This window comes from Bartonella sp. DB5-6 (assembly GCF_000278115.1).
GTDB lineage: Bacteria > Pseudomonadota > Alphaproteobacteria > Rhizobiales > Rhizobiaceae > Bartonella > Bartonella refiksaydamii.
On sequence record NZ_JH725114.1, the window covers coordinates 167,729 to 183,324 of the forward strand.

The 15,596-nt window shown below is 38.4% G+C and carries 11 protein-coding genes; 4 read left to right on the forward strand and 7 right to left on the reverse strand.

Annotation, left to right across the window (positions count from 1 at the left end; genetic code table 11):
• Positions 1–77 precede the first annotated feature (77 nt).
• Positions 78–902, reverse strand: a complete 825-nt coding sequence (locus MCO_RS00700; protein ID WP_007551969.1) for an EipB family protein — start codon at positions 900–902, stop codon at positions 78–80.
• Between the two features lie 144 nt (positions 903–1,046).
• Here MCO_RS00700 and MCO_RS00705 point away from each other — a divergent pair, with 144 nt between their 5' ends.
• Both MCO_RS00705 and MCO_RS00710 read left to right on the forward strand, forming a co-directional pair.
• Complete coding sequence (locus MCO_RS00705) at positions 1,047–1,508, forward strand: RidA family protein (RefSeq protein WP_007551970.1); 462 nt, start codon at positions 1,047–1,049, stop codon at positions 1,506–1,508.
• Positions 1,509–1,645: 137 nt separating this feature from the next.
• Positions 1,646–2,068: an HIT family protein gene (locus MCO_RS00710; RefSeq protein ID WP_007551972.1), complete on the forward strand. Its 423-nt coding sequence runs from the start codon at positions 1,646–1,648 to the stop codon at positions 2,066–2,068.
• Between the two features lie 7 nt (positions 2,069–2,075).
• Here the strand turns inward: MCO_RS00710 and clpA are convergent, their stop codons facing one another.
• A complete protein-coding gene (gene clpA / locus MCO_RS00715; protein WP_007551974.1) occupies positions 2,076–4,427 on the reverse strand; it encodes an ATP-dependent Clp protease ATP-binding subunit ClpA in 2,352 nt (783 codons plus the stop codon).
• Positions 4,428–4,433: 6 nt separating this feature from the next.
• Entirely contained in the window at positions 4,434–4,805 is a 372-nt protein-coding gene (clpS, locus tag MCO_RS00720) for an ATP-dependent Clp protease adapter ClpS (protein WP_040298574.1), read from the reverse strand.
• A 243-nt stretch (positions 4,806–5,048) separates the two neighbouring features.
• Between clpS and MCO_RS00725 the strand changes: the two genes are divergently transcribed.
• Both MCO_RS00725 and MCO_RS00730 read left to right on the forward strand, forming a co-directional pair.
• Positions 5,049–6,398, forward strand: a complete 1,350-nt coding sequence (locus MCO_RS00725) for a D-alanyl-D-alanine carboxypeptidase (protein ID WP_007551976.1) — start codon at positions 5,049–5,051, stop codon at positions 6,396–6,398.
• A 31-nt stretch (positions 6,399–6,429) separates the two neighbouring features.
• Positions 6,430–6,708 carry a hypothetical protein gene (locus MCO_RS00730; protein WP_007551977.1) on the forward strand — a complete coding sequence of 93 codons (279 nt, stop codon included), beginning with the start codon at positions 6,430–6,432 and terminating at the stop codon, positions 6,706–6,708.
• Positions 6,709–7,732: 1,024 nt separating this feature from the next.
• On the opposite strand, the gene MCO_RS00740 is transcribed toward MCO_RS00730, so the two are convergent.
• The 4 genes from MCO_RS00740 to rpoC form a co-directional block, all read right to left on the reverse strand.
• Positions 7,733–9,130: an L-serine ammonia-lyase gene (locus MCO_RS00740; RefSeq protein ID WP_007551978.1), complete on the reverse strand. Its 1,398-nt coding sequence runs from the start codon at positions 9,128–9,130 to the stop codon at positions 7,733–7,735.
• A gap of 336 nt (positions 9,131–9,466) precedes the next feature.
• Positions 9,467–10,147 carry a nitroreductase gene (locus MCO_RS00745; RefSeq protein ID WP_007551979.1) on the reverse strand — a complete coding sequence of 227 codons (681 nt, stop codon included), beginning with the start codon at positions 10,145–10,147 and terminating at the stop codon, positions 9,467–9,469.
• Positions 10,148–10,370: 223 nt separating this feature from the next.
• The gene (locus MCO_RS00750; RefSeq protein WP_007551980.1) at positions 10,371–10,757 is read right to left on the reverse strand and encodes a MerR family DNA-binding transcriptional regulator; all 387 of its coding nucleotides are present in this window, start codon (positions 10,755–10,757) and stop codon (positions 10,371–10,373) included.
• Positions 10,758–11,238: 481 nt separating this feature from the next.
• Positions 11,239–15,450 (reverse strand): DNA-directed RNA polymerase subunit beta', encoded by a 4,212-nt coding sequence (gene rpoC / locus MCO_RS00755; protein WP_007551981.1) that lies wholly within the window; start codon positions 15,448–15,450, stop codon positions 11,239–11,241.
• Positions 15,451–15,596: the final 146 nt, after the last annotated feature.

Below are 15,596 nucleotides of genomic sequence, written 5' to 3' on the forward strand. Positions count from 1 at the left end.
AACACCCAAACTCCGCGTGTGGAATATCGCGAACATACTAATATTTGATTCTTTTTCAAGTTATTTTCTGCAATCACTTAATGTTTACATTGATTAAGATCTTTTCCAACTTCGAGAAATTCAAGACTACTCAATTTTGCACGCACTGAAAAAGTCCCTTTGTCTATATGAATATCACGCATAACGCCGCTCTCGTATAAAAGAAAACTAGTACGATAGACTGGCAAACCATCTTTTTTTTCTACATCATCAAAATAAGAAATCGTAATGGGCCAATATTCCTCCTCATCCAATTTTTCTATTTTTTTCGTTTCAGAATCAGAGAAAGGAAGTTTCTTTTCCCCAATGACCACACTTTCTCTTTTGACTTTGTCGGCTTTATCTGTTCCATCAAATACGGTAACGTGGTAGAAACGATGACCTGCTTTTGCATGGCGGATGATATTCTTCAGTTGCATAATCGGAAACTCGGCCATTGCAAGCTTGTATTCTTTTTCCTTTGGCTTCTTTAGTTTAACTATAATTCCATCTTGAATACGCTCAGCTACACCTTCAGAACGATGCGCAACCTCTTGTCCAACTTGATCTGTAACACTAAAATGAAATGTACGGCTATCACCAGTTTCATAACTCGTCGTCTGTTGATCAGTTACACGCTCCAACATATCTCCAAGATGAATACGGCTGATAAAACGAAAACGTGTGGTATAGCCCTGACATACCGAACCAGTCAGTTCGTAGACCATTCTCCCTGACATCCCCGAAATTGTCATGTCATGAGAAACACTATCGAGCTGAAAATCATAAATTGCTCGATGAGGTGCAATAAAAATAGACTCTTCTGCTTTCGCAATACATAAAAAAGCAACATATAAACTTATTATAAATAATAATCTGAACATTCCCAACTTCCAATCCTATCCCCATTGCATAACATCATACAATAAGGCAAAAAAGGACTACCCCTCAATTAACCACACATTTCCTTAAATCAAAAAATAGTTTATGCAATTGATTTACTATAGAATAGCTATGGAGTTTAAATTATGACCAACGCGATTGAAAACCACCTGAAAAAATTTGGAATCACTCTTCCTGAAGCAACACAACCCATTGCCAACTACGTAGCAGTTTCACAAAGCGGCAATCAACTCTTTATTTCTGGGCAGCTCCCCCTTTTTGATGGAAAGCCAATCGTAACCGGCAAAGTTGGTGCAACTGTTAGCGTTGAACAAGCAAAAAAATCAGCAGAAACCTGTGCACTCAATATCCTCGCGCAAATCAAGGCAGCTCTTGGTGATTTAAATAGAATAAAACGTGTAGTAAAAATTACTGTTTTTGTTGCCGTAGACCCTCATTTTACTGATATCCCCCTTATCGCCAATGGAGCTTCCGATTTACTCACTAATATCCTTGGTGAAGCTGGGAAACATGCTCGTTCTGCTATTGGTGTTGCCTCTCTTCCTATGAACGTTCCAGTAGAAGTTGAAGCCATCATAGAAATTTAAGCCCTCATCAATAACAACACGTTCATAAAATGACAACCAAATACGAAATCTCTCTTTAATTTTGGCTCTCTATTAACCATTACATGCTTTAGTTTTTTTAAAATTCTGAATTACAAAGCCTAAAAGGAAATATTTGTATGAAACAGACTTATGATGACAATAATATTTTTGCTAAATTGATTCGCAATGAAATTCCTTCAGTTCGTGTCTATGAAGATGATGATGTTATTGCGTTCATGGATATCATGCCACAAGCACCAGGACACACGCTGGTTATACCAAGAAAAGGCTCTAGAAACCTACTGGATGCGGATACTGAAACATTATTTCCAGTTATTAAAGCTGTTCAAAAAATCGCCAATGCCGCCAAAAAAGCCTTTCAGGCAGATGGTATAACAATCATGCAATTTAATGAATCTGCTAGTCACCAAACCGTTTATCATCTCCATTTCCATATTATACCACGTATGAAAGGAATAGAGCTTTGCCCCCATAATGATGTTATAACGCCTACAGAAATACTTGAAGAAAATGCAAAAAAAATCCGTGCAGCTCTTTAAAGTGCCCTTAAGTTATTGAGCTTTTTTTCTTCACACGTTTTTTTATCAAATGCGTTGTTGCGTTATTCTTTGAATCAACAGACATACCGGAAGGTGAAATTTTTAACTGTAATTTCTCTTTTCCTCCATTTGATCTTTGTGTCAATACGCGAACTGTGCCACCATTGCGCAATTTTCCAAATAAAATTTCGTCAGCTAATGGCTTCTTAATATATTCTTGTATAACACGATTCAATGGGCGTGCTCCCATCTGAGAATCGTATCCTTTATTGGCAAGCCAAGTCATAGCAAGAGGAGTTAATTCAAAACAAATTCCTCGATCAGCTAATTGGGCTTCAAGTTGAAAAATAAATTTTTGTATGATCTGATTGATGATTAACTGAGATAAAGGTGCAAATGGTATGATTGCATCTAGCCGGTTACGAAATTCCGGTGTAAAGAGCCGATTAATTGCTTCAATGTCATCACCCTCACGGAGCACTTTGCCAAATCCGATAGCTGGCTTTGCCATATCTGAAGCACCAGCATTGGTCGTCATAATTAAAATGATATTACAGAAATCAATTTTTTTGCCATTGTGATCTGTTAACTTACCATAATCCATCACCTGTAATAAAAGATTAAATAGCTCTGGATGCGCTTTTTCAATCTCATCCAGTAATAAGACAGCATGAGGCTGCTGATCAACTGCATCTGTAAGGAGACCGCCTTGATCAAACCCTATGTAACCTGGAGGTGCCCCGATTAAGCGCGCCACTGTATGTCGTTCCATATATTCTGACATATCAAAACGTAATAATTCAACGCCTAAAGAAGATGCAAGTTGTTTTGCAACTTCCGTTTTTCCTACGCCTGTTGGTCCTGAAAATAAATAACTTCCTATCGGTTTGTCTGATTCGCGCAATCCTGCTCGCGCCAGCTTAATTGATGACACTAATGCTGAAATTGCCTGATCTTGTCCATAAACAACACGCTTAAGTTCTCTTTCAAGCTTGCTAAGCATCTTTTGATCATCACCAGAAATTGATTTTGGTGGAATCCTTGCCATAGTAGCAATAGTCGCTTCAATTTCTTTAACTCCTATACTTTTTTTTCGTTGTTTTTTTGGCAAGAGCTTTTGCGCTGCACCACTTTCATCAACAACATCAATTGCTTTATCAGGTAAGCGTCGATCAATCATATAACGTGAAGATAACTCTACGGACGCTCTTATCGCTTCATCAGTATATTTGATCTGATGGAACTTTTCAAAATAAGGCTTCAACCCTTGCAAAATCTTAATCGCATCAATAACAGAAGGCTCGTTCACATCAATTTTCTGAAAACGGCGTTCTAAAGCGCGATCTTGTTCAAAAATTTTGCGATATTCTCTGTACGTAGTCGAACCAATACATCGAATAGTTCCGGAAGATAATGCAGGTTTTAAAAGATTTGCCGCATCTATATTCCCCCCCAATGTAGCTCCTGCTCCAATCAAGGTATGAATTTCATCAATAAATAAAACAGCATCTGGATACTGCTCAAATTCTTTCATAACTTGCTTTAACCGTTCTTCAAAATCACCACGATAGCGTGTACCAGCAATAAGTCCTCCCATATCAAGGGAAAATATCGTTACATTTGACAAAACTTCAGGCACGTGCCCATCAACAATGCGTTTTGCTAATCCTTCAATCATGGCAGTTTTTCCAACTCCAGGATCACCAACCAAAAGAGGATTGTTTTTTGATCTTCGGCATAACACCTGAATCATGCGTGAAATTTCCATTTCACGACCAATTAATAAATCAACTTTTCCATTGCGTGCTTTACAATTGAGATCAACACAATAACTCGTAAGTGCACTCGTTACCTTTTCACCATTGTCTGAAATCTGCTGATCTAATTGCTCTTCAAGCCCCTCAAGTAACATGGATAATCCCTCATCTCGCGTGATACCATGTGAAATAAAACGCACAGCATCATAACGTGTCATTCCCATCTCTTGAAGGAAATATGCCGCATAACTTTCGCGCTCAGAAAAAATTGCAACGAGGACATTCGCTCCTGATACTTCGTCTTTTCCAGCTGATTGAGCATGAATCACCGCACGCTGGATAACACGCTGAAAGAATGTTGTTGGTTTTGTATCCTCATCAGCTCTAATCTGTACATCCAATTCTGACTGGATATAGTTGGTTAAGCGCTCTCGCAATTCTTCTACGTCTACCTGACAAGCTTGAATAACTGAATTTGCATCAGCATCATCTAACAAAGCAAGCAGAAGATGCTCCAATGTAGCATACTCATGCCGCGCTTGAGCAGCAATTGTTAATGCACGGTGCAAAACCTCTTCAAGACTAGGTGTAAAAGATGGCATAGTCCCTCACTTCCATACCATTACACACTGTAATGGATGTTCATTTTGACATGCGCATTCTCTAACTTGTACTACCTTCATTTCAGCAACTTCATAACTATAAATTCCGCATTCGCCTACCCCATTGTGATGAACATTTAACATAATATGTGTTGCTTCTTCGAAACTTTTTTTAAAAAAGTTTTTCAAAACAAAAACAACAAAATCCATAGGTGTATAATCATCATTGAGTAAAAGAATACGATATAACTTAGGCTTTTGAATTTTTAGTTTAATTGTGGGCATTATAATAGCATCATGCCTGCTTTTATCCCAATTCTTGCCCTTTTCATTGTGCATAATGTGCGCTATAGGGTTCGTTGTTAGCTTCTGTACCATTGTCGTTTCTCGTGTAGCACATTTTTTATTAACCTTAAGTTCTTCCATAACTATTGTAATACCTCTTTATGTGAAGAAGAAAATTTCCTACTATGGTTAGATTGCAAATCAAATATGGAACCTCAAAATAATTTCTGTAAATAAATTAGTAATACCGTTCGTCTAAATTGCATCAATAAGCTACAAAAAATAAGGAGCTTAACAAAAGATCTTTAGAGTAAATGGTGAAATAGGATAGTGCAAGTGTATATTAACTGCCAAAAAATTATGTATTGCTATAAAAAGATAGCAATTGTTTTTATTGTTTTAGCTTTTTCTTACTCTTGGGCATCAGCTACCCCTCAAGGTGCCTATCCTGATAAGTACGCTGCTATCGTTATAGATGCAAATACAGGAAAAACTTTATTTCAAGCTAACGCAACACTGAAACGTTATCCTGCTTCTTTAACAAAAATGATGACGCTGTACATACTCTTTGAAGCAATGCATATGCGTCGTGTAACACCAAATACACCAATCCCTATCTCACATTATGCAGCAACACGTCCACCAACAAAAATCGGATTTAAAGCAGGCCAAACAATTTCTGCACAAGCAGCGGCTAAAGCGCTCATTACAAAATCAGCAAATGATGTTGCTACTGCTATTGCAGAATATCTCGGCGGTAATGAAAAGAAATTCGCTCGAATGATGACAGCTAAAGCCCGCAAACTTGGCATGATACATACGAATTTCGCAAATGCTTCAGGACTCCCTGATACGCGTAACTATTCTACGGCACGTGATATGGCCACTTTATCATTGGCCTTGCGCAAACATTTTCCAAAACAGTATAACTTGTTCAAAATAAAAAGTTTTAATTTTCGTGGACATACAATTAACAGCCACAATAAACTTATCAAAATAATGAAAGGTGTTGATGGAATTAAGACAGGCTATACACAAATGTCAGGTTCTAATTTAGCAACTTCAATGCGTCTTGAGGGGCGCTCTATCGTTGCTGTCGTTATGGGAGGTAAATCGTCTACCGCACGTGATGAGCATATGGCCAGCTTATTGAACCAGTATTTCCCAAAAGCAAGCCGGATGAAAAGCGATAGAAATTTTATGGCTTCTTTACACTATAACTTACCCACTGGCGCAAAGACTCCTATACCGATTTTAAAAACTGAGCCAACCAATTTTGATGATGAAATTTCTACTATGCTGACAGCATTTGTAGAACAATCTAAAAATTCCAATATGGCAATAGCTGCTGTAAACCAAGCAATTATACCAATTCCTAACCCACAAAAAACAACGCCTATTGAGACTCATAAAATTGTTACGGCCTCTTTATCCACAGGCGCCGGATGGGCCATCCAAATTGGTTCTCTGCCCAATAAAGAACAAGCACAAGCTCTGCTTTTAAAAGCAAAAAACACAGCTTATTCTGCTTTAAAGAATGCGTCGTCACATATGCAACTGTTTGAAAAAAGTGGGCGTCGTTATTATCGTGCGCGATTTATAGGCTTTCAATCAAAAAAAACTGCATTCGATGCTTGTTCTACGTTAAAGAAAGCAAATTTTAACTGCTATACTGTAGCTTACTAAAGGTTTTCGAATTCTGCGTAAGGATAGTATCATGACACATAATGCTCTTGCTTCATCCCCTGAAAAAGAAAAATTATTGAAGCAATCATTTTTCCTCTCATTGCGCTCTCTTCACGATGCTGCAACAAGACTTGCTGGCTTAAAATATACTCCCACGACATTAGACACGCAGTCTCTTGTAAAACTTCTCATTTGCCAAACAACACGAAATCGTCGCCTCACAATGCCGCCTGTACGCATTCATTTACGCGTTGCCAGTAAAACCGGTAATGTACCGATTAAAATCCGTCTAGGTGCAACAAACGTTTAGTTATATAGGTAATTTTCGTAAGAATTATTTTGTTAAAAAATATTTTCTTGCTTACAAGCTCTAAAACCCTTTAGAAGATGTACTTCTTCCTTTAATTTATAAGAATTGCGCCTGTAAATTTCTCTCCAACTCTCAGATCAACTTTCCCATAAAACCATCCCTTAGAGTGCCAGAAAATAGCAAATGTTTACTTATTTTTGGATTTGATACCCAAATTATCCTTGATATTCTTTCATAAGAAAAAAGTGGCTCCCAATGGATGCAAGCTTTTTAAATTTGTTAGATACTATCACAACAATTCAATGAAAAAAATTTTCTTCAATAACATATAAGTCCTTCCAAGAAACATAAACTCTGTACCAATTACCTAAACCGTTTTTTTTAACTTGTATTCTTTTAAAAACACAAAACAATTTTAAGATACAACCCTTTACAGCTCTCCAGCCCCACTTCTCACCACCTCTCACGAATCGCCATAATCCAACAACCACTTTCCTCCTCCATACTCGCGCTTATACACCCAAAGGCCAGCGCCATCCTTATATTTGCCAATGTCCACGTGTTATTACTACTTTTGCACTCACACAATTTGTTACACGCACGCCAACCCATCTCTCTCATTGCGATTGAATGGATTCTGCTGTTTTTTGCCAATAGTGAATGAAACTGAAATATATTGTAATATCAAATAGTCTGCTATGATACGAAAAATCATGATATACACTTAGATATCAACTTCTTAACTCTTATTCAATATATCTTTATAAATATAATTCATCGTTTTAACACTTGAGTAAGAGCCTCGAATATGGAAGTACCCTCTCATTTTTAATCTATTTTAAAGTAAATCAATAAAAATCGTTTATTAAGAAAAGACTAGAAACATACCTCTTTATGAGGCATTTCACTACAAGAACCGTTGGCGATACTGAGAGCTGACAGATATAATGAGAGTGTCTGCTTGTACTTTCACAAACAATAAACAATGTGTAAAAAATTCTTAGATTAAGTACTTCTGCACACTTTAACAAGATATTGCATTGACTGCAAGGCCGGCTTTACTTGTTTCTTTATAGCATTCACTCATATCATGCCCTGTCTGACGCATTGTTTCTATACAAGCATCAAGAGAAACAAAATGATCCCCATCACCATGTAAAGCAAGAGAAGAAGCTGTCACCGCCTTAACGGCTCCCATCGCGTTGCGCTCAATACAAGGAACCTGCACAAGACCTGCAACCGGATCACATGTCATCCCTAAATGATGCTCAAGCGCAATCTCTGCAGCATTTTCAATTTGAGCGGGTGTACCACCTAATGCTGCTGTCAGTCCTGCTGCTGCCATTGAAGATGCCGTTCCAACTTCACCCTGACAACCAACTTCTGCACCAGAAATAGATGCATTGTGTTTAATGACACCACCAATGGCTGCAGCTGTCAGCAAAAAATTATGTATCCCCTGTCGATCTGAACCATCATTAAATTGAAGATAATAACGCAAAACTGCGGGTACAACACCAGCAGCCCCATTCGTCGGTGCTGTAACAACACGACCACCAGCGGCATTTTCCTCATTCACGGCTATGGCATATACAGAAAGCCAATCGTTTGCCCAAAGTGGATGATTGCGATTTTTCCTTCGATTTTCCAAAAGCTTATCATGTAATTTTTTAGCACGCCTTGGAACATGCAACCCACCTGGCAACTCACCCTCTTTTGAAAGACCTCTATCAATACAATTTGTCATAGCTGAAAAAATCTCATCTAGCCCTGTATCAAGGACAGAACGCTCCATCTTCGTCTCTTCGTTTAGACGCTTCATTTCAGCAATTGAAAGTCCTGACTTTTCTGCCATTGATAACATTTTACGTGCCGAATCAAAGGGATATGGCACCTCAAGGGTTTCTTGTTGTATATTTCCATGCATATGGCTTAATTCATCCTCAGTCACAACAAAACCACCGCCGATAGAATAATAAATCTGTCGCAAAAGAACATCTCCATCAGCATCAATTCCTTCAAACACAAGCCCATTAGCATGTCCAGGAAGGACTCTCTCTCGTTCAAAAATAAGATCACTTTGCAAATCAAACTGGTAAGCAGGATGGCCTTCTGGTTGCACTTTTTTTTCACGTGCAACCTTTTCTAACAGGAATCCCATAGAATCAGGATCAACCGTAGAAGCTTTTTCTCCCAAAAGCCCTAATATAACAGCTCTATCTGTAGCATGACCAATTCCTGTGAAAGCCAAAGAACCATGAAGATAAACACGTATACGAGAAACTTCAGCACTAGAAGACTGAGAAAAATTTCGTACAAAAATTTCCTGCAAAAACATATTAGCCGCAGTCATCGGCCCCATTGTATGTGAGCTAGAAGGGCCAATACCAATTTTAAAAAGTTCAAAAACAGATAAAAACACTCATCACCTTAAAACTACATATGGCTTGAGTATACGATCTTTTACCACACTTGTCTCATTTAAAATCAAATTGTGAGATAAGCTAAAAAGATGACAGCAATAAATATGAAGGTCGCTCGTCTTGCTACCAACCAACATTTTCTTTCTACAGCACTTTCCATAGCTAACCTTTGAAACTGACAATAATTTCTTCTCACTGTCTTGATGCGTCAGCGTAGTAAAATAAGTGTTAATATGCAATATAAAAATCCAATAAGAATGAAAAATTCTCACTAAAATATTTTTCATCAAGCTCTAAAATTTTATATTCAATAGTATAAAACATTCTATGGATATTTAAATAAAACGTACAAAGTTCTCAATTGGTTCGCGTTCAGTCTCAAAATTGTTTTCTGGAGCATGCGTATCGCGATAGCCAAGTGCCATACCACAAATAATTTGCCGATCAGAAGGCACAGATAAAAGGGTACGAATTTGTTTATGATAATCAGCAAAAGCAGCTTGAGGACACGTATCTAATCCAAACCCACGTGCTGCTAACATAATGGTCTGCATAAACATGCCCAAATCAAGCCAACTCCCCATTTCCATATCGTGATCCATTGTAAACAAAAGTCCAATAGGTGCACCAAAAAATGAAAAATTCCGCGCCTTTTGGTGAAGTATTTTTTCCTGTTCATCTTTTTGAATTCCAAGACTCTTGTAAAGATCCAAACCAATTTTTCGGCGCCTTGAAAGATAAGGCTCACGCCATTGACGTGGATAATAATGAAATTTACGCTCTCCTTTTACACCGGAGAGTACGAGTTGTGAGAGTTCTTGTCCTACTTGCTGTAATACATTCCCTGTAAGAACAATTACTTGCCACGGTTGGAGATTTGTTCCAGATGGTGCACGTGATGCAAATTTTAAGATTTCTTTGATCGTTTCCTGTGAAACTGGTTGATTAGTAAAAGCTCGAATTGACTTACGTGACAGAATAGATTGGAAAATATCAACAGTAGAGCCCTCTGTCATTGTTTTTACTTTCTCTTTTGAAAAGTGAACTTAAATATCGTTGTTTTCATATTCAAAGCCAAGATGTTTGAAAACACCTCTACAATCCTTTTCATCCAACCTATTTCTTCTATACAACTTGTATATTGAATACTCAATTAATGACTGCTATTAGAAAGCAATACAGCTTATCTCTTTTTAATGGAGAAGAAGCCATTAGGAATGAATGCAATAAACTTTAAAATCAACGATTAACTCCCAATTCGGCTAAACTCTCAAAAAAAGTTTCCTCGATGTGTTCTAGGTCATGTAAAAGATCATCAATATCACGTTGCATCTGCTGTAAATCTGCCCGTTTTTTATTAATCCCTGCAATTAATTCTTTAAGCTTTTTCTCATCATCAGGTGGCTTTCCAACCATAATCAACATATCAGATATTTCAGACAACGAAAATTTAACTCTTTTCGCACGTAATATTTGTTTTAATTTATGACGATCTGTTTGCGTATAAAACCGCATCCCCCCACGCCGGAAGGGTACCAGAAGCCCTTCTTCTTCATAATAACGCAAAGTCCGAGCAGTTATTGAAAATTCGCGAGTCAATTCACTAATTGAATAATATCCGTACATTTTATCATTCTGTTTTTATAAAATTTTAGTTAGCATTTTATTCTTTTCTTTCCTGAAACTTTTAATAAAGAAATACAGAGTTTACTCGTCATGCAAGCATTCTTTATAGAAGATATCAATTCCAAAAAAAATTCTGGGAATATTCAAAATAAGTAGTTACCTTGTTTTCAGATAATATACCCGTTTTCCTCAACACATAGCGGCATTATCCTATGCGCTCTTCGACTTTAAATGTTTTGGAAATAAACTTTCTATCTGACACAGAAATAAGAAACTTTATAAATGAAGCAGCAAAAAAGATAAATATCATTATAAGAAAACAACAACAAGCTACTAAGGATGCTTGAAACGGTAATAATCCTATAATTTTTACAGCCCTATTTATCAGAAAACACGTAACTTCTACATTTTGAGATCTAAAAAACGCCCTAATTATACCTTCGGGCGCTTTTGTATCTCTTTTTTTTAGAATGCATTCGAATCACTCAACAACTGCTTCAGTTGTCATATTCATCAACATAGCCTTAGCCATCTCATTATTGCTAGACTTACGCCGCTCATCTACAATCAAATCATCACGAACTGCAGCAATACGACGGATTTGAGCAATAGTACCACCCGTACCTGCAGGAATAAGACGACCGACAATAACATTCTCCTTAAGTCCTTGCAAAGTATCAATTTTACCAGAAACTGCTGCCTCAGTAAGAACCCTTGTTGTTTCCTGAAACGATGCCGCTGAAATAAAAGAGGGTGTTTGCAGAGAAGCCTTCGTAATTCCAAGAAGAATAGGAGTACCAGATGCTGGTCTCTTCCCTTCTGCAATCAAATTATCATTTATTTCATCAAGTTCAATACGATCAACATTATCTCCTGGAATATAGCCAGAATCTCCAGATTCAGTAATTTCAACTTTTTGCAACATCTGGCGAACAATTACTTCGATGTGCTTGTCATTAATCAAAACACCCTGCAAACGATAAACTTCTTGAATTTCATTAACAAGGTAAGACGCCAAAGCCTCAACCCCCTTAATCGCTAAGATATCATGAGGAGCTGGATTACCATCAAGGATATAATCTCCTTTTTCAATTTGGTCGCCTTCTTGAAAGTGAAACAACTTACCCTTTGGAATCAAATATTCTACTGCTTCAAGAGTTTCATCATTTGGTTCAATAATAATACGACGCTTATTCTTATAACCACGACCAAATCGAATTGTACCACTGATTTCAGCAATAATAGCATGATCCTTCGGACGCCGTGCTTCAAAAAGCTCAGCCACACGCGGTAGTCCACCTGTAATATCTTTTGTCTTAGCACTCTCCATTGGCAAGCGAGCAATAACATCACCTGCCTTAACATGAGAACCAGGTTCAACCGAAAGAATGGTTTCCACTGACATCATATAACGGGCTTCACCTCCCTTATACAATTTGGCAATGGTTTCACCTTTTTTATCTGCATGGATGATAATAGCTGGCTTTAAATCAGCCCCACGCGGATTAGCACGCCAATCAATCACCAACCGCTTCGTAATCCCCGTAGATTCATCAGCTGTTTCAGTAACTGATAAACCATCTATCATATCTTCAAAGCCTACATAGCCCTCAACTTCAGTTAAAACTGGACGTGTATAGGGATCCCATTCCGCTATACGTTGTCCACATTTAACTACGTCACCATCATCAACAAAAATATGCGCACCATAGCTAACACGATGCACCACGCGCTCTTTTCCGGACTCATCCTTGATAAGAATAGCTACATTACGCCCCATAACAACCAAATGACCTTCAGAATTGCGAACCACATTGCGATTACGAATCTCCACCGTACCTTCATAAGAGGCTTCTAAATGAGATGAATCAACAACCTGTGCCGTTCCTCCTAAGTGGAAAGTACGCATAGTAAGCTGTGTCCCCGGTTCACCAATTGATTGAGCGGCAATCACACCAACTGCTTCACCTTGATTAACCGGTGTCCCACGTGCCAAATCACGACCATAGCATTTAGCACAAACACCAAGGCGAGTTTCACATGTCAAAGCAGAACGGATTTGAACAGACTGAATTCCAGCTTCTTCAATCTTAGCAACATCAGCCTCTTCAATCATCGCACCACCTTCAAGGATAACTTCTCCAGAAACTGGATGCAAAATATCAACAAGTGCTGTACGACCAAGAATTCTTTGCCCAAGAGATGCAACTATTTGTCCTGCATCAACAATCGGCTGCATAGTAAGTCCTTTTGCAGTACCGCAATCAACTGCTGAAATAATAGCATCCTGTGCAACGTCAACAAGACGCCGTGTTAGATAACCAGAATTGGCTGTTTTTAACGCCGTATCAGCAAGACCTTTACGTGCCCCATGGGTTGAGTTGAAATACTCGTTAACGGTTAGACCTTCCTTAAAGTTTGAAATAATTGGTGTTTCAATAATCTCACCCGATGGCTTTGCCATTAATCCACGCATGCCAGCCAACTGCTTCATTTGGTTAGCAGAACCGCGTGCACCAGAATGCGACATCATATAGATTGAGTTCATTGGTCGTTGACGACCCGTTTTGGGATCAAATTCAACAGCCTGAATACGTTTCATCATTTCATCCGCAACGCGATCCGTACATTTACCCCAAGCATCTACGACCTTGTTATATTTTTCACCTTGCGTAATTAGACCATCATTATATTGCTGTTCATATTCTTTAGCCAAAGCTTCGGTTTCTGCAACCAAACGCGATTTGCTATCGGGGATAACCATATCGTCCTTACCGAATGAAATTCCTGCACGACAAGCATACGAAAAGCCAAGTTGCATAATACGATCACAGAAAATAACTGTCTCTTTTTGTCCACAGTGCCGATAAACCTGATCAATCATTTTAGAAATATTCTTTTTCGTCATTTCTTGATTGACAATATCAAACGAGATATTTGGATTTTTTGGCAAAAGTTCCCCGATAATTAAACGACCGGGTGTTGTATCATAAAGCTTAGGAGCACAGTTCCCATCCTTGCCCATATTTTTAACACGGCCTTTTATCTTCGTATGAAGAGTTATAACCTTATTTTCCAAGGCGTGGTGGAGTTCACCTATATCGGAGAAAGCCATTCCTTCACCCGGTTCTTTTTCAGAAACAATCGAAAGATAGTAAAGACCAAGAACCATATCTTGTGATGGAACAATAATTGGTGCACCATTGGCTGGATGAAGAATATTATTAGTTGACATCATCAAAACGCGGGCTTCAAGTTGTGCTTCAAGAGAAAGCGGAACGTGAACCGCCATTTGATCACCATCAAAATCCGCATTAAAAGCAGTACACACCAATGGATGAAGCTGTATAGCTTTCCCTTCAATCAGTATAGGTTCAAAAGCCTGAATTCCCAAACGGTGTAGTGTCGGAGCACGATTAAGCAAAACAGGATGTTCACGAATAACCTCATCCAAGATATCCCAAACTTCCGGATGCTCTTTTTCAACAAGTTTCTTTGCCTGTTTTACAGTGGATGAATACCCTTTCGCATCAAGCCGCGCATAAATAAATGGTTTAAATAATTCAAGAGCCATTTTTTTGGGAAGACCACATTGATGCAATTTTAGCTCTGGACCCGTCACGATAACAGAACGCCCAGAATAATCAACACGCTTTCCAAGTAAGTTTTGACGGAAACGTCCTTGTTTACCTTTTAGCATATCCGAAAGAGATTTGAGCGGACGCTTATTTGCTCCGGTAATCACACGCCCACGCCGACCGTTATCGAACAATGCATCAACAGCTTCCTGCACCATACGTTTCTCATTGCGCACAATAATTCCAGGAGCACGCAATTCAATCAGACGTTTCAGACGGTTATTACGATTTATAACGCGCCTATAAAGATCGTTCAGATCCGATGTTGCAAAACGTCCACCATCGAGTGGTACCAATGGACGTAGATCTGGTGGAATAACTGGAATCGTCTTCATAATCATCCATTCTGGTTTATTGCCAGATTCAAGGAAATTTTCAACGATTTTAAGCCGTTTTATCAGCTTTTTCTGTTTTAACTCTGAAGTCGTTTCAGCTAATTCGGTGCGCAAATCATTCGCGATTTTCTCTAACTCCATGCTCGCTAGAAGCTCGTAAATAGCCTCCGCACCAATCATGGCTGTAAACTGATCTTCTCCGAATTCATCAATAGCAAGCATATATTCTTCTTCCGAAAGAAGCTGATGCAGCTTAAGAGATGTCAATCCTGGTTCCGTTACAATGTAATTTTCAAAATAAAGAACCCGTTCAATATCTTTCAAAGTTAAATCTAAAAGTGTGGAAATACGACCTGGTAACGATTTAAGAAACCAAATGTGAGCAACGGGCGCTGCAAGTTCAATATGCCCCATACGCTCACGACGTACGCGCGAAAGAGTAACCTCTACACCACATTTTTCACAGATAATACCTTTATATTTCATGCGTTTATATTTACCGCATAGACACTCATAGTCCTTAATAGGGCCAAATATACGTGCACAAAAAAGACCATCACGCTCTGGCTTAAAAGTCCGATAATTAATAGTCTCAGGCTTCTTGATCTCACCGTATGACCAAGACAAAATCTTCTCAGGACTCGCAATGGAAATACGAATAGAGTCAAATGTCTGCGCTGGCGCTTGAGGATTGAAAAGATTCATGACCTCGTGGTTCATGCCGTTCTCCTTCAAAGATTCTTAGAACCTATTGTAATATCTCTTTAATTTTATCACAGATCTTAATTTAAAATCTATTTCTACTTTTTAAACTATCTGCGTTACCTTAATAGAAGTTTCTTTATTTAGCCTTCCAAGACAATAAG